Source organism: Cellulomonas cellasea (genome assembly GCF_006538745.1).
Taxonomy (GTDB): domain Bacteria; phylum Actinomycetota; class Actinomycetes; order Actinomycetales; family Cellulomonadaceae; genus Cellulomonas_A; species Cellulomonas_A cellasea.
Map to the genome: position 1 here is coordinate 39,020 of NZ_BJLR01000017.1, position 17,052 is coordinate 56,071.

17 protein-coding genes are annotated in these 17,052 nt (G+C 74.4%); 10 read left to right on the forward strand and 7 right to left on the reverse strand.

Going from position 1 to position 17,052, the window contains the following annotated elements:
• Nucleotides 1–86: 86 nt before the first annotated feature.
• From CCE01nite_RS09035 to CCE01nite_RS09065, 7 genes are all read left to right on the forward strand, one after another.
• Nucleotides 87–1,316, forward strand: coding sequence for a polyprenyl synthetase family protein (locus CCE01nite_RS09035; protein WP_052103718.1), 1,230 nt, complete (start codon nucleotides 87–89; stop codon nucleotides 1,314–1,316).
• On the forward strand, nucleotides 1,316–2,206 hold the full coding sequence (locus tag CCE01nite_RS09040; protein ID WP_034626728.1) for a phytoene/squalene synthase family protein: 891 nt from the start codon (nucleotides 1,316–1,318) through the stop codon (nucleotides 2,204–2,206). The genes CCE01nite_RS09035 and CCE01nite_RS09040 overlap by 1 nt, the downstream gene beginning before the upstream one ends.
• Before the next feature lie 208 nt (nucleotides 2,207–2,414).
• A complete protein-coding gene (gene crtI, locus CCE01nite_RS09045; protein WP_281282376.1) occupies nucleotides 2,415–4,346 on the forward strand; it encodes a phytoene desaturase family protein in 1,932 nt (643 codons plus the stop codon).
• The gene (locus CCE01nite_RS09050) at nucleotides 4,343–4,789 is read left to right on the forward strand and encodes a lycopene cyclase domain-containing protein (protein WP_052103720.1); all 447 of its coding nucleotides are present in this window, start codon (nucleotides 4,343–4,345) and stop codon (nucleotides 4,787–4,789) included. The genes crtI and CCE01nite_RS09050 overlap by 4 nt, the downstream gene beginning before the upstream one ends.
• On the forward strand, nucleotides 4,786–5,133 hold the full coding sequence (locus CCE01nite_RS09055) for a lycopene cyclase domain-containing protein (protein ID WP_052103722.1): 348 nt from the start codon (nucleotides 4,786–4,788) through the stop codon (nucleotides 5,131–5,133). The genes CCE01nite_RS09050 and CCE01nite_RS09055 overlap by 4 nt, the downstream gene beginning before the upstream one ends.
• Nucleotides 5,130–5,999 carry a prenyltransferase gene (locus CCE01nite_RS09060; RefSeq protein WP_034626711.1) on the forward strand — a complete coding sequence of 290 codons (870 nt, stop codon included), beginning with the start codon at nucleotides 5,130–5,132 and terminating at the stop codon, nucleotides 5,997–5,999. Before CCE01nite_RS09055 ends, CCE01nite_RS09060 begins: the two co-directional genes overlap by 4 nt.
• Before the next feature lie 118 nt (nucleotides 6,000–6,117).
• Nucleotides 6,118–6,624 carry a hypothetical protein gene (locus tag CCE01nite_RS09065; RefSeq protein WP_034626713.1) on the forward strand — a complete coding sequence of 169 codons (507 nt, stop codon included), beginning with the start codon at nucleotides 6,118–6,120 and terminating at the stop codon, nucleotides 6,622–6,624.
• 173 nt (nucleotides 6,625–6,797) lie between these two features.
• Here CCE01nite_RS09065 and CCE01nite_RS09070 read toward each other — a convergent pair whose 3' ends face one another.
• Complete coding sequence (locus CCE01nite_RS09070) at nucleotides 6,798–7,067, reverse strand: GlsB/YeaQ/YmgE family stress response membrane protein (protein ID WP_034626715.1); 270 nt, start codon at nucleotides 7,065–7,067, stop codon at nucleotides 6,798–6,800.
• 193 nt (nucleotides 7,068–7,260) lie between these two features.
• Between CCE01nite_RS09070 and CCE01nite_RS22505 the strand changes: the two genes are divergently transcribed.
• Complete coding sequence (locus CCE01nite_RS22505; protein ID WP_307722735.1) at nucleotides 7,261–9,339, forward strand: mechanosensitive ion channel domain-containing protein; 2,079 nt, start codon at nucleotides 7,261–7,263, stop codon at nucleotides 9,337–9,339.
• Between the two features lie 218 nt (nucleotides 9,340–9,557).
• Here CCE01nite_RS22505 and CCE01nite_RS09080 read toward each other — a convergent pair whose 3' ends face one another.
• Nucleotides 9,558–9,959 carry a nitroreductase family deazaflavin-dependent oxidoreductase gene (locus CCE01nite_RS09080; RefSeq protein WP_141372212.1) on the reverse strand — a complete coding sequence of 134 codons (402 nt, stop codon included), beginning with the start codon at nucleotides 9,957–9,959 and terminating at the stop codon, nucleotides 9,558–9,560.
• A 196-nt stretch (nucleotides 9,960–10,155) separates the two neighbouring features.
• On the opposite strand from CCE01nite_RS09080, the gene CCE01nite_RS09085 reads away from it, so the two are divergent.
• Complete coding sequence (locus tag CCE01nite_RS09085; protein WP_170223958.1) at nucleotides 10,156–11,304, forward strand: Fic family protein; 1,149 nt, start codon at nucleotides 10,156–10,158, stop codon at nucleotides 11,302–11,304.
• A gap of 120 nt (nucleotides 11,305–11,424) precedes the next feature.
• Here CCE01nite_RS09085 and CCE01nite_RS09090 read toward each other — a convergent pair whose 3' ends face one another.
• The 5 genes from CCE01nite_RS09090 to CCE01nite_RS21800 form a co-directional block, all read right to left on the reverse strand.
• Complete coding sequence (locus CCE01nite_RS09090; protein WP_141372214.1) at nucleotides 11,425–12,315, reverse strand: PKD domain-containing protein; 891 nt, start codon at nucleotides 12,313–12,315, stop codon at nucleotides 11,425–11,427.
• A gap of 35 nt (nucleotides 12,316–12,350) precedes the next feature.
• Nucleotides 12,351–12,992, reverse strand: a complete 642-nt coding sequence (locus tag CCE01nite_RS09095) for a DUF6318 family protein (RefSeq protein WP_170223959.1) — start codon at nucleotides 12,990–12,992, stop codon at nucleotides 12,351–12,353.
• 165 nt (nucleotides 12,993–13,157) lie between these two features.
• The gene (locus CCE01nite_RS09100) at nucleotides 13,158–13,427 is read right to left on the reverse strand and encodes a GlsB/YeaQ/YmgE family stress response membrane protein (RefSeq protein WP_141372216.1); all 270 of its coding nucleotides are present in this window, start codon (nucleotides 13,425–13,427) and stop codon (nucleotides 13,158–13,160) included.
• A gap of 120 nt (nucleotides 13,428–13,547) precedes the next feature.
• Entirely contained in the window at nucleotides 13,548–14,009 is a 462-nt protein-coding gene (locus CCE01nite_RS09105) for a GatB/YqeY domain-containing protein (RefSeq protein WP_141372217.1), read from the reverse strand.
• Nucleotides 14,010–14,119: 110 nt separating this feature from the next.
• Nucleotides 14,120–15,475: a ricin-type beta-trefoil lectin domain protein gene (locus CCE01nite_RS21800; RefSeq protein ID WP_141372218.1), complete on the reverse strand. Its 1,356-nt coding sequence runs from the start codon at nucleotides 15,473–15,475 to the stop codon at nucleotides 14,120–14,122.
• 184 nt (nucleotides 15,476–15,659) lie between these two features.
• Here CCE01nite_RS21800 and CCE01nite_RS09115 point away from each other — a divergent pair, with 184 nt between their 5' ends.
• Entirely contained in the window at nucleotides 15,660–16,994 is a 1,335-nt protein-coding gene (locus CCE01nite_RS09115; protein ID WP_141372219.1) for a serine hydrolase domain-containing protein, read from the forward strand.
• The last annotated feature ends 58 nt before the right edge of the window (nucleotides 16,995–17,052 follow it).

Consider the following 17,052-nt stretch of genomic DNA (forward strand, 5'->3'; position numbering starts at 1 on the left):
CCGGCGCGTACCGGCGCGGGGCCGCTCAGGTGGCGGGCCCGGAGATGCTCAGTATGCTGAGCAACTTCCCGAGAGAGGGGGCTCGCGTGGGCGAGACCGGCATCGACTCGCACGTGCACGCGCGCGAGTCGTTCCGTGACGTGCACGCCGACGCGCACCCCGGTGCGCACCCCCAGACGGCCCCCGCGCCGAGCCGGGCGCGCGACGACGAGCGCACCCAGCCCCACCTCCGGGTCCTCACCGCGCCGCCCGACGACGCCACGCTCCGCGCTCAGGTCGACGCCGGCCTCACGGCCACGAGCGAGACGCTGCGCCGCTACCTCACGGACCGGCGCGACCAGGCCGGGCACGTCGCGCACGAGTACCTCGTGCTGTGGGAGACCGTCGCGGCGCAGGTCGGCGGCAAGATGCTGCGCCCGCGCCTGACCGTCGCCGCGTACCTCGGGCTCGGCGGGACCGACCTCGACGCGGTCGCCCCGGTCGCGGCCGCCCAGGAGCTGCTGCACACCGCGATGCTCGTGCACGACGACGTGCTCGACGGCGACGAGGTGCGCCGCGGGGTCCCCAACGTCGCCGGCACGTACCGCGCGCGCCTGCGCGACCGCGGCGTGGTCGGCCGGGCCGCCGACCACCAGGTGCTCGGGTCCGCGCTGCTCGGCGGCGACCTCGCGCTCTCGGGCGCGTTCGACCTCGTCGCGACCGCCCCCGTGGGCCCCGAGGTGCGGGTCCAGGCGATGCGGCTGCTCGCGACGACGCTCGCCACGACGGTCGCGGGCGAGCTGCTCGACGTCGGCGGCGAGCTGCTCGCGCCGTCGGACGTCGACCCGCTGCTCGTGGCCGAGCTCAAGACCGCCGCCTACACGTGCTGCGCCCCGCTCCAGGCCGGTGCGCTCCTCGCGCACGCGCCCGCGGCGACGCACGCGACGCTCGACCGGGTCGGCACCGCGCTCGGCATCGCGTTCCAGCTCGCGGACGACGACCTCGGCGTGTTCGGCGACCCGGCCGTGACCGGCAAGTCGGTGCACTCCGACCTGCGCGCCGGGACCCGCACCGAGCTGCTGCGCTACGCGTACCTGCTCGCGGACGACGCCGGTCGCGCGGTGCTGGACCGGCACGTCGGCGACCCCGCGCTCGACGACGCGGGCGCCGCCGCCGTGCGGGACGTCATGGTCGGCTCCGGCGCGCGCGACCACGTGCTCGCGCTCGCGGCGGGTGCGGCGCGGTCCGCGCGGGAGACCGCCGCCCGGCACCTGCCGCCGGTCCTCGCCGGTTACCTTGGGGGCGTCGTCGACGAGCTGGCCGAGCGGGGGAAGTGATGCAGCACGCAGCACCCACCGCCGACGAGCGCGCGCACCGCCTCTACGACGCCACCGCGCAGCGGGCGAGCCGGGCCGTGCTCGCGGGGTACTCGACGTCGTTCGGGCTCGGCGCGCGGCTGCTCGGCGAGCGTGCGCGCAAGGACATCGAGGCGGTCTACGCGCTCGTGCGGATCGCCGACGAGATCGTCGACACGCACCGCGGCCCCGACGCCGGCGAGCTGCTCGACGAGCTCGAGGCGCAGACGGCGCGGGCGCTCGTCACCGGGTACTCGACGAACCTCGTCGTGCACGCGTTCGCCCGGACGGCGCGGCGCACGGGGATCGGTGCGCGCGAGCTCGACCCGTTCTTCGGGTCGATGCGCACGGACCTGACCGTGCACGTCCACGACCGGGCAAGCTACGAGCGCTACGTGCACGGCTCCGCGGAGGTCGTCGGGCTCATGTGCCTGGCCGTCTTCCTCAACGCCGACCGCCGCCCCGGGGACCCCGTGCGGCGGGCGGACGCGGACACCGAGGCGGGCGCGCAGGCGCTCGGTGCGGCGTTCCAGAAGATCAACTTCCTGCGCGACCTGGGCGACGACTCGGCGGAACTCGGCCGCAGCTACTTCCCGGGCGTCGAGCCGGGCCGCCTCACGCAGGCGCAGCTCGACGCGATCCTCGACGAGATCGGCGCCGACGTGCGCCGCGCGCGCGAGTCGCTGCCCGGCCTCCCGCGGCGCGCGCGGTGCGCGGTCGCCGCGACCCTCGGGCTGTACGAGCGGCTCCTCGACCAGCTCGCGCACACCCCGCCCGCCGAGGTGCTCGGGCGCCGGGTGCGGGTCACGACACCGCGCAAGCTCGCGGTCGTCGCGCAGGCGGTCGCGACCGAGCTCCGCGGGACCGCATGACGCAGGGCGGGACGGCCCCGGCGGACGGGGTGACGTGGGCAGGACCGACCGCGCGGGGCGCGGGTGCACGAGCGGGCGGGACGACGGACCGCGCGGCGCGCGGGTGCACGGACGAGCAGGCCGACGAGCGGAGCGGGACGGTGCGGGCGTGAGCGGTGCAGGTGCGAGCAGTGCGGGTGTGAGCGGTGCGGGTGTGAGCGGTGCAGGCGTGAGCGGCGCCGGTGTGACGGGGCCGGGCGTGAACCGGGTGTCGGCGACGGGCGGCTCGCCGGTCGCGGGTGCGGGGGCCCACGCGACGCCGGGGGCGGCGCCGTCGGGGGCTGCGACGGCGAGGACCCGAGGGTCCCGGGCCGCACGCGCGCGACGCTCCGGCGAGCTCCCCACGGGCGGGCGCGTCGTCGTCGTCGGGGGCGGCATCGGAGGGCTCGCGACCGCGGCGCTGCTCGCGCGGGGCGGGGCCGAGGTCACGCTGCTCGAGCGCCACGACCAGGTCGGCGGACGCACGGGGACCACGACGATCGACGGCTTCCGTTTCGACACCGGGCCGTCCTGGTACTTCATGCCCGAGGTGTTCGAGCACCTGTTCGCGCTGCTCGGCGAGCGCATCGAGGACCACGTCGACCTCGTGCGGCTCGACCCGGCGTACCGGCTGTTCCCCGAGCCGGAGGACGGCGGCCCGGCGGAGCCGATCGAGGTCGTCGGCGACGCGGAGACGAACTGGCGCACGTTCGACGCGCTGGAGCCGGGCGCGGGCGAGGCGATGCGCCGCTACGTCGAGGAGTCCGGCGACGCGTACCGGACGGCGCTCGACCACTTCCTGTACACGACGTTCGAGCGGCCCGACCGGGCGATCTCGCTCGACGTCGTCAAGCGGTCCGGCACGCTGGGCCAGCTGCTCACGCAGACCCTCGCGCAGCGCGTCGAGCGGACCGTGACGCACCCCGTGCTGCGCCAGGTGCTCGGGTACCACGCGGTGTTCCTCGGCTCGTCGCCGTACCGCGTGCCCGCGCTGTACTCGCTCATGAGCCACCTCGACCTCGGCGAGGGCGTGCGGTTCCCCCGCGGCGGGATGTACACGCTCATCGAGGCGCTCGAGAAGGTCGCGCGCGCGTCCGGCGTGACGATCCGGACCGGCGCCGACGTGGTCGCGATCGACGTGGACGACGCCGGCCGCAGCCTGCGGCACCCGCGCCGGACCGGCGTCGCGCGCGGGGTCCGGCTCGCGAGCGGCGAGGTCGTCGGGGCGGACGTCGTCGTCTCCGCGGCCGACCGCCACCACACCGAGACCGCGCTGCTCGACGAGCCACACCGCAGCCTGCCCGCGTCGTGGTGGACCGGCCGCGGCCCCGGCATCTCGGCGCTGCTCGTCATGGCGGGCGTGCGCGGCGAGCTGCCCGAGCTCGCGCACCACTCGCTGTTCTTCACGCGCGACTGGCCGACCAACTTCGAGGACATCCTCGGGCCCGGGACCGGCGGCGGCTCCGACCCCGACGCGCTGCGCGTCCCCGAGGTCGCGTCGCTGTACGTCTCGAAGACGACGGCGACCGACCCCGACGCGGCACCCGAGGGGCACGAGAACCTGTTCGTGCTCGTGCCGTTCCCCGCCGACGAGCGGCTCGGTGCCGCGGACGACGACGGCCCGGCCTCGCGGGCGGCGCTCGAGGCGCACGCCGACCGGTTCCTCGACCAGGTCGGCGCGTGGGCCGGCGTCCCGGACCTGCGCTCGCGCGTCGTGACCCGGCGCGTCGTCGGGCCCGCGGACTTCCACCGCGAGTTCTCCTCGTGGCGCGGGTCCGCGCTCGGCATGGAGCACACGCTGCGGCAGAGCGCGATGTTCCGGCCCGGCGACGCGTCGGCGCGCGTGCCGAACCTGCTGCACGTCGGCGGCGGGACGATCCCCGGCGTCGGGCTGCCGATGTGCCTGATCAGCGCCGAGCTCGTCGTCAAGCGCCTGCTCGGCGAGACGTCCTCGCGACCGCTCCCGACGCCGCTGCGGCCCGGGTACCTCGACGCGGCGCGCCCGCGCGGGGTGTGGCGCGACGCGCTCGGCACCGGGCGCACGGGCACCGTCGGCTCCGGCCCGGACGCGTCCGGCCACCCCGCTCCTGGGCCCGCCCGCGAGGAGGACCGGCCCGCGTGATCGGACTGGCCTACCTCGGTGCCCTGCTCGTCTCGCTCGGGGGCATCGCGCTCCTCGACCGCGCCCACCGGCTCGCGTTCTGGTCCGACTGGCGGCTCTCCGCCGCGTGCGTCGGGATCGGCGTCGCGGCGTTCCTCGCGTGGGACCTCGCCGGGCTCGCGCTCGGCATCTTCGCGCGCGGCGACAGCCCGCACATGACGGGGATCCTGCTCGCGCCCGAGCTCCCGATCGAGGAGGTCGGGTTCCTCACGCTGCTCTGCTACACCGCGCTCGCGGCGTGGCGGGCGTTCGACCGGTGGGTCGCGGAGCGCCGGGGCGGGGCGCGCGGTGCGTCGCGTCCGTCGGGCAGTGCGGCCGGATCGTCGGGCACCGGGGTCACCGGCCGGACCGGACCGACGCCCGACGCGCCAGGAGCGGCCGGTACGGCCGGGGGTGCGCGGTGACGAACGCGATCCTCAACGCCGGCGTCCTCGTCGTGCTGCTCGCGGTGTCCGCGCCGGTGCTGCGCCGCCTGCGCGGCGTGGCGATCCTCGCGACCGTGCTGCTGCTCTGCGTGCTGACCGCGGTCTTCGACACGATCATGATCGACGTCGGGCTCTACGAGTTCGACCCCGCCAAGATCCTCGGACTGCACGTCTGGGGCGCGCCGGTCGAGGACTTCGCGTACGCGATCGCCGCCGCCGTCGGGATGCCCGTGCTGTGGACGGTGCTGAGCCGGCGACGCGAGCGGCGGGCCGGGCGGACCTCGTCCGGCCACGGCACGGGAGACGGGACGACCCACGCGTGAAGCAGATCCTCGCGGCCTCGCGGCCGTTCTCGTGGGTCAACACCGCCTACCCGTTCGCCGCGGCGTACCTCATGGCGACCGGCGGGCGCCTCGACGCGACCCTGGTGGTCGGCACGCTGTTCTTCCTCGTGCCGTACAACCTGCTGATGTACGGCATCAACGACGTGTTCGACTACGAGTCCGACCTGCGCAACCCGCGCAAGGGCGGCATCGAGGGCGGCCTCGTCGAGCGCTCGCAGGCCCGCGTCGTGCACCGCCGGATCCTCGTCGCGTGCGCCGTGAGCGTCCTGCCGTTCCTGGTGTGGCTGCTCGTCGTGGGCTCGCTCGCGGCGAACCTCACGCTGCTGCTCGTCGTGTTCCTCGTCGTCGCGTACTCCGCGCCGCGCCTGCGGTTCAAGGAGCGGCCGGTCCTCGACTCCGCGACGTCCGCGATGCACTTCGTCGGGCCCGCGCTCTACGCGCTCATGCTGGTCGGGGCCGACCTCGGGGCGCGGACGGTGTGGCCCGTGCTGGTCGCGTTCGTGCTGTGGGGCATGGCGTCGCACGCGTTCGGGGCCGTGCAGGACGTGCGCGCCGACCGCGAGGCCGGGATCGGCTCCGTCGCGACCGTGCTCGGGGCGCACCCGACCGTCGTCGCCTCGACGGCCGCATACGTCGTCGCCGCCGCGGCGCTGCTCGCGGTGCCGTGGCCCGGGTGGCTCGCCGCCGTGCTCCCGCTGCCCTACGCGGTCAACGCGGCGAGCTTCTGGTCGGTGCGGGACGACGACTGCGAGCGCGCCAACCGGGGCTGGCGGCGGTTCCTGTGGCTCAACCTCGTGACGGGGTTCCTCGTGACGATGCTGCTGATCGCGGTCGCGCGGAGCTGACCGGGTGGCCGGCGGCGTGGCCCGCGGCCGCGTTCGTGCGTTCGGGGGCGGGCGGGGAGCCGACCGAGGTGCCCCGACCCGGCGGCGTGCTGACTGACGTGTGACGGGTGGTGAGGAGATGAGGTTCACGGTGGACGACAACGCCGTTCCGGGGGGTGCGGCTCGCGCGCTGCTCGACGCCGGCTCCGACGCGTACGCCGCTCTGCCGGCCGACGACCTGCGGGAGGGCGTCGTGGAGCTCGTCGTCGAGCAGGAGGCCGCGTACCCCGAGCACGGGAGCCTTGACATCGAGGGGGCTCTGACCCGGGTGCTCGCGCTCGGCGTGCCCGACGTCGACGTCCGGCTCGTCGAGCGGCTCGCGGACGGCCCGTCGGCCGCGCGTCTCGGGGTGACGTGCCAGGCCCTGCGGCAGCTGTGGTCCCCGGCGCACCCGCACCCGGCGCCCGACCCCGTCGTCGTGGGGCGGCTCGTCGGCTCGGCCGCGCGCGTGGCCCTCGGGCCTGACGAGCTCGTGGCCTACCGCGCGGCGCTCGAGCTCGCTGCGGCGCGGGTCGGCTCGCCCGGGGTCGCGGCGGCGATCGAGAGGGAGATCACGCGGCTGGACGCCGCGGCGAGCGGCGGCTGAGGGGACGAGGCACCCGGAGGCTGGGCGGACGCGGCGCCTGGCGGCTGAGCGGAAGCGGGAGCGGCGGCTGAGCGGCGGCCCCGTCCGGCAGGTCCGGGAACGCCGACGCCCACCCGGTCACGGCGTGGGCCGTGCGCCGGGTGGGCGTCGGGACGTGCGAGAGGTGCTGCGCGTCAGTGCGCGCGGCGACCGAGCAGACGCGCGGCGAGGACGACGCCGATCGCCGCGAGGACGATCTGGATGAGGACCTCGATGAAGTCGATCCCGTCGGTCGTGGCGACGCCGAGCCCACGCGCGATGGCGGAGCCGAGCAGCGCGGCGATGATGCCGACGATGACCGTGACGACGAGCGAGATGTTCTGCTTGCCGGGGGCGAACAGGCGCCCGAGCAGGCCGAGAATCGCGCCGATGACAATGGCCCCGATGATGCTTGCGGCGGTCATGAGGATCCCTTCCTAGCTGTCAGGTGCACGTCTGGCGTGCTTCGCCCCGGACGCTATTGCAGGTCAGAAGGCCCCGCATCTTGAAGCGGGTGTGACGTCACCCAGTCGGGTCGGCGGATGTCAAGGGTGTCGCGCAGTCGGGCTAACCTGAACGGACGTCCGGGGAGAAATCCGTCAACGAGGCAGGTGCACCGTGATCGTGACCGTCCTGGCCGTCGTGGCAGGCATCGTCGCGGCCTTCGTGGTCGCGGGGATCGTCAGCGCGATCGTCCGCTCCGCAGGCCGCCGCAGCGCCGTCGCCTCCGACCTGTCGCGTCGCGCGCGCAAGCCCCTGCGCGCGGTGCTCGTCGTCGTGGCGGTCTGGGTCGCCCTCGTCGTGACGACCGACGCCTCCGACACCTGGGTGCCGACCGTGCGGCACGTGCTCGTGATCGCGCTCATCGCGTGCGTCGCCTGGCTCATCGGGGCGCTCGCGTTCGTCGTGGAGGACATCGCGCTCGCCCGCTACCGCATCGACGTGCCCGACAACCGGCACGCCCGACGGGTCCGCACGCAGGTCACGGTCCTGCGCCGGGTCACGGTCGCGATCCTGGTCGTCGCCGCGGTCGCCGCGATCCTCATGACGTTCGAGGCGGCGCGGGCCTTCGGCACCGGGCTCCTCGCGTCGGCCGGTCTGCTGTCGATCGTCGCCGGCCTCGCCGCGCAGAGCTCGCTCGCGAACCTGTTCGCCGGGCTGCAGCTCGCGTTCACGGACGCGATCCGCGTGGACGACGTCGTCGTGGTGGACGACGAGTGGGGCCGGATCGAGGAGATCACGCTGACCTACATCGTCGTCCACGTGTGGGACGACCGGCGCCTCATCCTGCCGTCGACGTACTTCACGACCACGCCGTTCGAGAACTGGACGCGGCGCGCCGCGGACCTGCTCGGGACCGTCGAGCTCGACCTCGACTGGTCCGTGCCCGTCGAGGAGATGCGCGCCGAGCTCGCGCGCCTGCTCGACGAGACCGAGCTGTGGGACCACCGCGTCGGGATCCTGCAGGTCACGGAGGCGACCGGCGGGTACGTGCGGGTCCGGGCGCTCGCGAGCGCCGTCGACGCCCCGACCCTGTTCGACCTGCGCTGCTACGTCCGCGAAGGGCTCGTCGGGTGGCTCCAGCAGTCCGCGCCGCACGGTGTGCCGCGCACGCGTCTCGAGACGGTGCAGGACCTGCCGGGCGCACGGACCGGCTCCGCGGGCGCTGCGGCGGGGTCGCTCGGACGGCGTAGCGGCCGCCCGACCGTCGAGCCCGCGCCGCAGGGCCAGCCGGGTGACACCCAGCGGCTCCAGCTCACGCAGACCGACGCCCGGCTGTTCACCGGCAGCATCGACGCGCTCGAGCGTTCCCGTGCGTTCAGCGGCCCCGGCTCCGAGGTCATCGCGGAGCGCGAGCAGGCCGCCGACCGCACCGACTCGCGCGGGACGCCGCGGGTCAGCGGCCCGGTGACCGTCGTCGGGCCGCCCCTGCCCGAGCCGCAGCCGGCCGACGCCGGTGACGCGCATGACGAGGCGGCACGGCACGGCTCGGCCGGTCGCGCCGCAGGGGACGACGGCGACGCCGCACGAGCGCGCGAGGCCGAGCGGGCGCACGAGGCGGACCGGGTGCGCGCCGAGGCCGAGCGTGCGCGGGCGGAGTCCGAGCGGGCGCGCCGGGATGCCGAGCGCGCGCGGGTCGACGCCGAGCGGGCGCGGGAGGCCGAGCGCGCACGCCTCGACGCCGAGCGCGCCGCCGAGCAGGAGCGCACCCGCCTCGGTGGTGGGCGTCCCGACCGCGGCGCCGACCCGTACGGCGACGCGGACGCCCGCACCACGACGGTCATGCGCCCGACCCCGGGGGAGCCGAGCCGCACGCCCAGCCGCACCTCGGTGCTCCCGGCCGAGCCGGACGCGTCGGGCTGGCGGGCGACGTGGAACCTCCCGGGCAGCGAGCACCTGACGGCGCTGCCGGGGCACGGCGACCGTCCGACGGCTCCGCCCCCGGCGCCCGAGCGCACCTCGGCGTTCCCCCGCGACACCGCGGGTGGCCGCCCCGCGGAGCCGACGGCACCCGCGCAGCCGCAGTCGCCGCCGCTCGGGACGCGGCGGCAGCGCCAGGCGCAGGCGGACGAGACCGCGGTCTTCGGCGCGGACGACGTCCAGGGCTACGGCGACAGCCGGCGCCGGGGAGCCGACCGGGACGAGGGGTCCGACGGGCCCCCGACCGCCCGGTACGACTGGCGCGGGGGCGAGTAGCGGCTCGACGGGCTGCGGCGCTCGCTCGAGCCGGCCCCCGCGCGCGCGGTGTGCCTCCCGCCGACTCGGGCGACGACGCACGCCCGGCTGTCGGTGCTCGCGAGGGCTACCGGGGCTGGGGTGATGGCGACGGCCTGGGCCGTGCTCCGCGCTGACGCGCGGTAGACGAGCGCCGGGCAGTCCTCCGTGGTGCGAGGTCGAGGGTCGGAGCCTCCGCGCTAGTGCGACGTCGACGAGCGCAGCATCTTGGCGTGCAGCTCGACGAACTCGTCGACCTGCAGCGCACGCAGCGCCGCACGCGTCCACGCGGGCACGAGCCGGGCGCCGGTGTCGCCGTGCAGCCGCACCGGGTCCGTCAGCCGGTAGACGACCCTCCGTCGCACGAGTCGGGCCTCGCCCGCCTCGAGGTTGCGCAGCCACTGCACGTCCGGACCGTAGGTCAGCGCGACGACGAACCCGCGCGCCGTCGGGAAGGCGAGGATCGGGGTCCGGTGCCGTCGGCCCGTGCGCCGCCCGACGTGGTGCAGCGTCGCGAGCGGTGGCACGTCGTCGGACAGCGCCATCATCAGCGGGTTCGTGACGCGCCGGTTCACTCGCGTGACCCACATCGGGATCGGCATGGTGCTCCCGTCGTCATCGCCGCGTCCATGACTTCCTTCGGAAGCTCGGTGAGCTTTCGAAGGATCTGTTGATAACCTTCCAAAGGTGCGCGACCTTCGGAAGGAAGAGACACGGCGGTCCGCCGGGCGCGCCCATGCGGGGCAGGACCAGGATGTCGCCGCATGGCCACCCCTGGGAAGTGAGCAGCGGGAGTGGATGTCGTCCGTCGCCCCCGGCCACCTCACCGTGTGGGAGCGGCATCGGATCGAGCAGCCGTACCGCTCGGCGGTCGTCCCCGCCATCGCCGACGCGAGCGTGCAGCTGCCGGTGCGCCTCCAAGCGCTTCAGCAGGACGCCGCAGCGGAGGTCGCGCGGTTCGACACCGAGGTCGCGCACCTACCTGTACCGATGCCCGCCGTCCTGCTGCGTACCGAGTCCGCGTCCTCCTCGCAGATCGAGCACCTGACCAGCTCTTCCCGCAACATCGCACTGGCGGAGCTCGGCGCGACCGACAAGGCCAACGCCGCACTCATCGTCGCCAACACCCGCGCGATGCAGCTCGCCCTCGCGGCGGGTGACGAGGTCAACGCCGACGTCATCCTGAGAGCGCATGATGCACTCCTGGCGGCCACCGACCCCGACGTCGCGGGCCGATGGCGCACCGAGGCCGTCTGGGTCGGCGCGTCTGCGCTGTCGCCGCACGGGGCCGACTTCGTTGCACCGCACCACGAGCACGTCCCTGGTCTGATCGAGGACCTGACCCGCTTCGCGGCGCGGCGCGACGTGCCGTCATGGGCCCACGCTGCGCTGGTCCACGCCCAGTTCGAGACGATCCACCCGTTCGTCGACGGCAACGGCCGCACCGGGCGAGTTCTCGTGCACACGATGATGCGGCGGCACGGCGTGGCCGAGCACACCACGGTCCCCGTCTCCGCAGGCCTGCTCCGGGACCCGAGCGCCTACTTCGACGCGCTGACCGCGTACCGGACCGGTGACGCCGCGCCGATCGTCGAGCGCATGTCTCACGCCGCGCTTGCCGCCGTGGCGAACGGGCGCGAGCTCGCGCGTGACTCCGTCCAGCTGCGAGAGCGGTGGGCGGAACAGATCAAGGCGCGGCGCGGAGCGGCCGCTTGGCGGTTGGCGGACGGGCTCTTCGCCCATCCCGTGGTCGACGTACGCGCCGCGGCCCGCATCACCGGGACGTCCGAGCGCGCCGCGCTGACGGCCGTCGACACGTTGGCGGAGGCCGGCGTCCTGTCCCTCGTGGCTGGCGTCCGCTGGGGTCGGGTGTGGCAGGCCCGGGAGGTCCTGGACACCGCGGACGCGTTCGCACGGCGCGCGGGGCGGCGCCGACCCGGGCGCTGACGAGCACCATTCCTCGGGCTCTCGCTGCCGCGCCGGGCTGCGTCCCGCTGATCGCGCCGCGGTACCACGTGGCTGCCTCCTCGCGTCGTTCGTCGTTCGTCGTCCGTGTCGGGGTGCGGGTCAGCAGCCGGGGCCGTGGGGGTTCTGGTGGCAGTTGTCGGCGACGAGGTGGCTGGTGGCGTCGTGGATGGTGACGGTGGGCAGGGCGGTGGTGGTGGTGGCGGTGCCGTCGATGGGGCGCCAGTCGGTGGTGCCGGCGATGAGGTACTGGCCGGTCCAGGTGGTGGTGAGGGTGGGGGTGTAGGTGCCCAGGCTGGGGTAGGGGTGGCCGATGACGCCGTGGGGGTAGACGGGGTCGCCGGGGAGGTGGTCGTGGCCGGCCGGGTAGGGGGCGCCGGGGTGGGTGGTGGTGGTGCGGGTGCCGTCGCCGAAGTCCCAGGTGTAGCCGGTGGGGGTGGCGCGGACGGTGATGGGGAAGTCGAGCAGGGTGGTGGGGTGGTCCTGGGGGTCGGCGGTGGTGTGCACGACCAGGCCCAGGCCGGTGAGCAGGTTCGGGTTCGAGGGTTGCGGGGTCACCGGGGACGGTGTCAGGGGCAGGCGGCGGAAGTCCTCGGCGGTGAACTCGGGCAGGACGTCCTGGGGGCAGTAGTAGTCGCTGATCCGGTCCCAGCGGGTCCAGGGTTCGTTCTCTGCGATGCGGTATCGAGCCCACAGCGGGAGTGCCGGGGCGATACCCAGACCGCAGTCGGGTGGTGTGATCGCGCCATCAGCGGGGTCACACGCTCCGTCGAGGGTCGAGGTGAGGAACTGGGAGGAGACATCGCAGAGTTCCGCACGGGCGTACTCGACCAGCCTCGCTGCAGGCGTGCTGGATGCCTTCGCCGCGAGCCAGCCTTGCTCCGTCTCGTGCGCAAGGCGGGCGCGTACGAAGACAGTGTCTTTCTCTGCCTCGGCGTCGGATTCGAAGCCTGCGAGCGCCGGCGTCGAAACGAGGATGGCGACGGCTGCCATGATCCCTACGCTGGTCACGCGTCGAGCGGCCCCCATCAGGGCTCCCGAACTCGTGTGTCGACGTCTTCGATGAACCACGAGTTCTCGCGCCGTAGGACGTTGATGAAGTACTCGAAGTCGAGCGATTCCTCCCGCCCGTCCACTACAGCGCCAGTCCCGTCGAGCTCTTGCCAAGGGTGTTGGGTGACGACGGCGTTCACGCCGTAGAACTCGCCCGGCGTGATCTCCGTTGCGTCGATGGACTGGATCTCGAGGACCGGGCCGATCTGGCGGTGTCCGAGTGCTGACATCCGCGAGACTTCGTCGGAGACGCTCTTGCAAAACACGCAACTAGAGCTGCTCAGCGCAAGCCATTCGTCGGCGTCTCCACCACCGACGTAGCCGAACAGTTCGAGGAAATACGTCGCCGCAGCGACCGCTCCCTCGACGCCGGGGTCCTCCATCGCCGTCGGCCGCTCGGGCTCCGGAGTCGTCGTCGGCGTCGGGGTCGGTGTCGAATCGGTCGTCGGGCTCGCGCTCGCCGTCCGCGTCGGCGTGGGCTCAGCGGCCGGCTCGCCGGAGCACCCGGTCAGCATGACCAGCACGAGTGCACCGATCACGGCGCCGTACGACGGGCTAGCGCCGCGTCGTCGTCGAACTGGGCGGCGGGCGTCGTCGGCCGCACGAGGCAGAGGCATGCCCGCGAACCTAGCGAAACCGGGTTCAGTCGGGCAGTGCCGTGTCGCGATCTGTGGACAGGCGGGGTGCCCCGGCGCAGGACGCCCGGCGCGCCCTCCCGGACACGCCGCGAGGGGCCGGCGTCGTGACGGACGCGGGCCCCTCGCGGGAGGTGCTGAGTGCGGTCAGCGGCGACGGCCGCGGCGACCGGTCGCCGCACCGTAGATGAGGAACACGATGATCGCGCCGCCGATGGCGAGCAGCCACGTCTGGATGTCGAAGAACGTGCCGAGGGTCCTGCCGAACAGGACGCTCCCGAGCCAGCCACCGAGAACCGCGCCCAGGACACCGAGCACGAGCGTGATGAGCCAGCCGGTGCTCTGACGCCCAGGAAGGAGAGCCTTGGCGATCACACCAGCGAGCAGGCCGAGGAGGAGGAACGCGAGAAAGCTCATGGGAGAACAGCTCCTGTGGGAAGAGTTCGAACCGGACGGGACAGAACCTCCCACACCGGGACGAAAGCCGCATCCGGAACCGGACACGCGTCCAGCCGCGCTCCTCGCGCCGGGCCCGTGTCAGCCCGCGGAGAGCGCCGCCTTCACGCGCTGCGACAGCACCTTCCCGTCGACGCGCCCACGCGATGCGGCCGCGGCCTGGGCGGCGCGCATGACGGCACCCATGTCGCGCATGCTCGTCGCGCCGGTCTCGGCGATCACGGCGGCGACGACCTCGTCGAGGTCGGCCTCGCTCAGGGCGGTCGGCAGGTACGACTCGATGAGGTCGGCCTCGCCGGTCTCGGTCGTCGCGCGGTCGGTCGCCCCGGCGCTCGTGTAGATCTCCGCGGACTCACGGCGCTTCTTCACCTCGGACGCCAGGACGGCCTGCACCTGCTCGTCGTCGAGCTCGACGACCGACGGCCCAGCCTTCTCCGCCGCACGCACGGCGCCGATGACCTGGCGGATCGTGTTGGTGCGGAAGGCGTCACGGGCCTTCATGGAGGTCGTCAGGTCGGCGGTCAGTCGTGCGAGCGTGGTCATGGACCCATCGTGCCCGGTCCGGGGGAGTGCGCGGCCACCGATTTCCGGGAGCGCACGGCGCGGGACCGTGACGGTCCCGCGCCGTGCGCCTCGCTGGCTGAGCGGTCGCGTCAGGCGCCCGGGAGCGACCAGCGCTGCGCGGTGTTGCCGAAGCAGTCCCAGATCTGGGTGCGCTGGCGGTCGACGGCGCGGCCGTCGGGGTTGTCCAGGCACCGGCCGGAGGCGGGGTTCCGGTAGGAGTCCCCGGAGCGCACCCAGGTCTGGTTCGACTGTCCGGGGTTGCAGTCCCAGAGCTGCACCTTCGAGCCGTTGGCGGTGCCGTAGCCCGTGACGTCCAGGCACTTGCCGAGGGCGCGGAGCGTGCCGTCCGCCCCGAACGTCCAGCGCTGGGCGGCCGTGCCGTTGCACGTGTAGAGCTGCACCGCCGTGCCGTTGGCGCTGTTGGCGTTGTCGACGTCGAGGCACTTGCCTGCCGCGCCGGACACCACCGCGCCGGTCGACGTCCCGGTGGTGGGCGGCGTCGTCGGGGTGCAGGTCCCGCGGACGACCTTGTCGACGTGCGTGGTCCCCGCCGAGCGCAGGCCCGAGACGCGGGTCGCGACCTGGGCGGGCGTGAGCAGCTCGTCGGCGGAGTGGTAGACGTAGTCGACGTCCTGCTCGTACCGGCTCGTGCCGCCGGTGTGCGACTGCAGGTCGATGAACCAGATGTTGAACGCGAGCAGCATCGGCGTCTCCGGGTACACGTGCCCGCCGTGCTGGGCGACCTGCCGGCCGTCGAGGAAGTAGCGGACCGTGCCGGCGTCGACCTGCATCACGAGGTCGTGCCACCCGGCGATGCTCCCGACGACGGGCGTACTGATGTTGTCCGACCGCCACGGGTCCGGCCGGTACGTCTCCCACGTGGTGAGGAAGAGCGTCGGGGACGTCTGGCCCCAGCCGCCGTTCGGCAGGTACTCGACGTCGGCCTCGCCGTAGGCCGGGTCGTCGGGGAAGGCCAGCGGGGTGATGCCGTAGAACGTCTGCACCACGGGGTCGCCGTCGGCCCCCGCCACCGGGGCGTCGGTGAAGCGGACCCGGGCGGCGTACGTGCCCTCGAAGAACTTCCGCTGGTGGGAGACCTCGGCGCTGACCGTGCCGGCCGGCGTGCCGTCGGTCTGGGCCTGCAGCCGCATCGAGCGCGCCGTCCCCGAGCCCGTGAACGTGACGTTCGACGGGGACCAGGAGGCGCCGCCGACGCCCGGTCCGCCGCCACCGCCGCGGACGCTCCAGCCGCGGGCGGCGAGCTGCGCGTCGGTCGAGGAGGTGTACGAGAAGTCGTCGAAGAGCTGCCCGCACCCCCCGGGCACCGCAGCGGCCGCCGGCGTCGCAGCTGCGGTGACCGCGGCCGCGAGCAAGAGCGGGGCAAGGGCGGCCGCGGCCAGTGCCCTCCGGATCGTCGTCTGCCGATAGAGCGCTCTCTGAGTCACGCGTCGACCTCCTCGTCGGGAACCGGTGAAGCGGGCACGGTGTCACATATCGGGCACGGACCGCCAGGGGTCGACGACTCCGGCAGCGTGCGACGACGGTCGCCGGAAGTCCCGTCGCAGGCGTTGTGCTCGGCCGGGACTTGCGCCACGGTGGACCTGCTCGCGCGACCGGAGGAGAGTCAGCATGCCGTCCACCACCCGCCACCGCCGTGCTGCCGTCGGCCTCGCAGCCGCGGCGCTCGCCCTGCCCCTCGCGCTCGGCCCGGACGCCGGCGCACCGCACGCGACACCGCCGGGCGGGGCTGCCGTCGGGTCGGCATGGACCGCCGAGGACCCGACCGCGCTCTCCCGCGCCGTGCTCGCCGCCGCGGAGCAGGCCGCCGCCGGCCCGGTCGCCCCCGAGGCGCGGCGAGGCCCCCGGCCGACGGAACCGGCCACCCCGGGTGTCGACCGCGCCGCGCTGGACGCCGCCGTCCGCACGCTCGTCGACGACGGTGCCGTCGCCGTCACCGCGCGCGTCGAGACGCCCGCACTGCGCTGGGCCGAGGCCGAGGGCGTCCGTCGCCTCGACCACCGGGCGCCCGCGCGGACCACCGACCGCTTCCGGGTCGCGAGCCTGACCAAGCCGATGATCGCCACGCTCGCCATGCAGGCCGTCGACCGCGGCGACTGGTCGCTCGACACGCGCGTCGAGGACGTCCTGCCCGGCCTGCTCCCCGGGCAGCCCGACGTCACCGTCGAGCACCTCCTGAGCCACCGGTCCGGGATGCCGACCGGCACCGACTCCCTCCTGCTCGCCCGGATGACCGACCCGACCTCGATCGACGAGTTCATCGCGGTGCTGGGCCAGGACTACACCGACGCCGACCACGTCGCGGCCGCGCTCGCCACGCCGTGGAAGTTCGCGCCGGGCTCGGACTTCTCGTACTCGAACGCGGGCTACGTCGTCCTCGGCATGATGCTCGAGGAGGTCACGGGCCGGGACCTCGAGCACCTGCTGCGCGACGGCGTCTTCCGTCCCGCGCGGATGCGGCACAGCGACTTCCCCGACGAGCCGCAGACCCGCGGCCCGTTCCTGGTCGGGGCCGCGTACACGGGCGCTGAGGGTGCCGGGTGGTACTCGCTCGACCACTTCGACCCCGACGTCTTCGGTGCGGCCGGCGCGGCGACCAGCACGACGGCGGACCTCCTGTCCTTCACGGACGCGCTGCTCCTCGGCCGCCTGGTCCAGCCCGGGACGGTCGCCGACATGACGACGCCGCGCAGCACCGACGACCTGGAGTACGGCCTCGGGGTGTACCGCGTGCCGGACCCGTGCGCGCCCCCCGAGGAGCCCGCGTACCTGTACGGGCACGACGGCGCGAGCTACGGGACCCTCAGCGTCGCGCTGAGCTCGCCGGACGGGTCGCGCTCGCTCGCGCTCGGCGTGACCGGGCGCAACCTCACCACCGACCCGGCGGCGCTGTACGACCTGAGCGGGCTGCTGGTGCCGATGCTGCTCGCGACCTGCTCGGGCTGAGGGCGGACGGACGGACGGGCGCGGGGCGTGGGTGACGCGCACCGTGCCCGTCCGGCCT

Excerpts from the sequence above, each read along its gene's own strand:
- CCE01nite_RS09040 (WP_034626728.1), top strand. The coding sequence starts at position 1,316 with ATGCAGCACGCAGCACCCACCGCCGACGAGCGCGCGCACCGCCTCTAC.
- CCE01nite_RS09065 (WP_034626713.1), top strand. The coding sequence starts at position 6,118 with ATGAGGTTCACGGTGGACGACAACGCCGTTCCGGGGGGTGCGGCTCGC.
- CCE01nite_RS09070 (WP_034626715.1), bottom strand. The coding sequence starts at position 7,067 with ATGACCGCCGCAAGCATCATCGGGGCCATTGTCATCGGCGCGATTCTC.
- CCE01nite_RS09080 (WP_141372212.1), bottom strand. The coding sequence starts at position 9,959 with ATGCCGATCCCGATGTGGGTCACGCGAGTGAACCGGCGCGTCACGAAC.
- CCE01nite_RS09085 (WP_170223958.1), top strand. The coding sequence starts at position 10,156 with ATGTCGTCCGTCGCCCCCGGCCACCTCACCGTGTGGGAGCGGCATCGG.
- CCE01nite_RS09090 (WP_141372214.1), bottom strand. The coding sequence starts at position 12,315 with ATGGCAGCCGTCGCCATCCTCGTTTCGACGCCGGCGCTCGCAGGCTTC.
- CCE01nite_RS09095 (WP_170223959.1), bottom strand. The coding sequence starts at position 12,992 with ATGCCTCTGCCTCGTGCGGCCGACGACGCCCGCCGCCCAGTTCGACGA.
- CCE01nite_RS09100 (WP_141372216.1), bottom strand. The coding sequence starts at position 13,427 with ATGAGCTTTCTCGCGTTCCTCCTCCTCGGCCTGCTCGCTGGTGTGATC.
- CCE01nite_RS09105 (WP_141372217.1), bottom strand. The coding sequence starts at position 14,009 with ATGACCACGCTCGCACGACTGACCGCCGACCTGACGACCTCCATGAAG.
- CCE01nite_RS09115 (WP_141372219.1), top strand. The coding sequence starts at position 15,660 with ATGCCGTCCACCACCCGCCACCGCCGTGCTGCCGTCGGCCTCGCAGCC.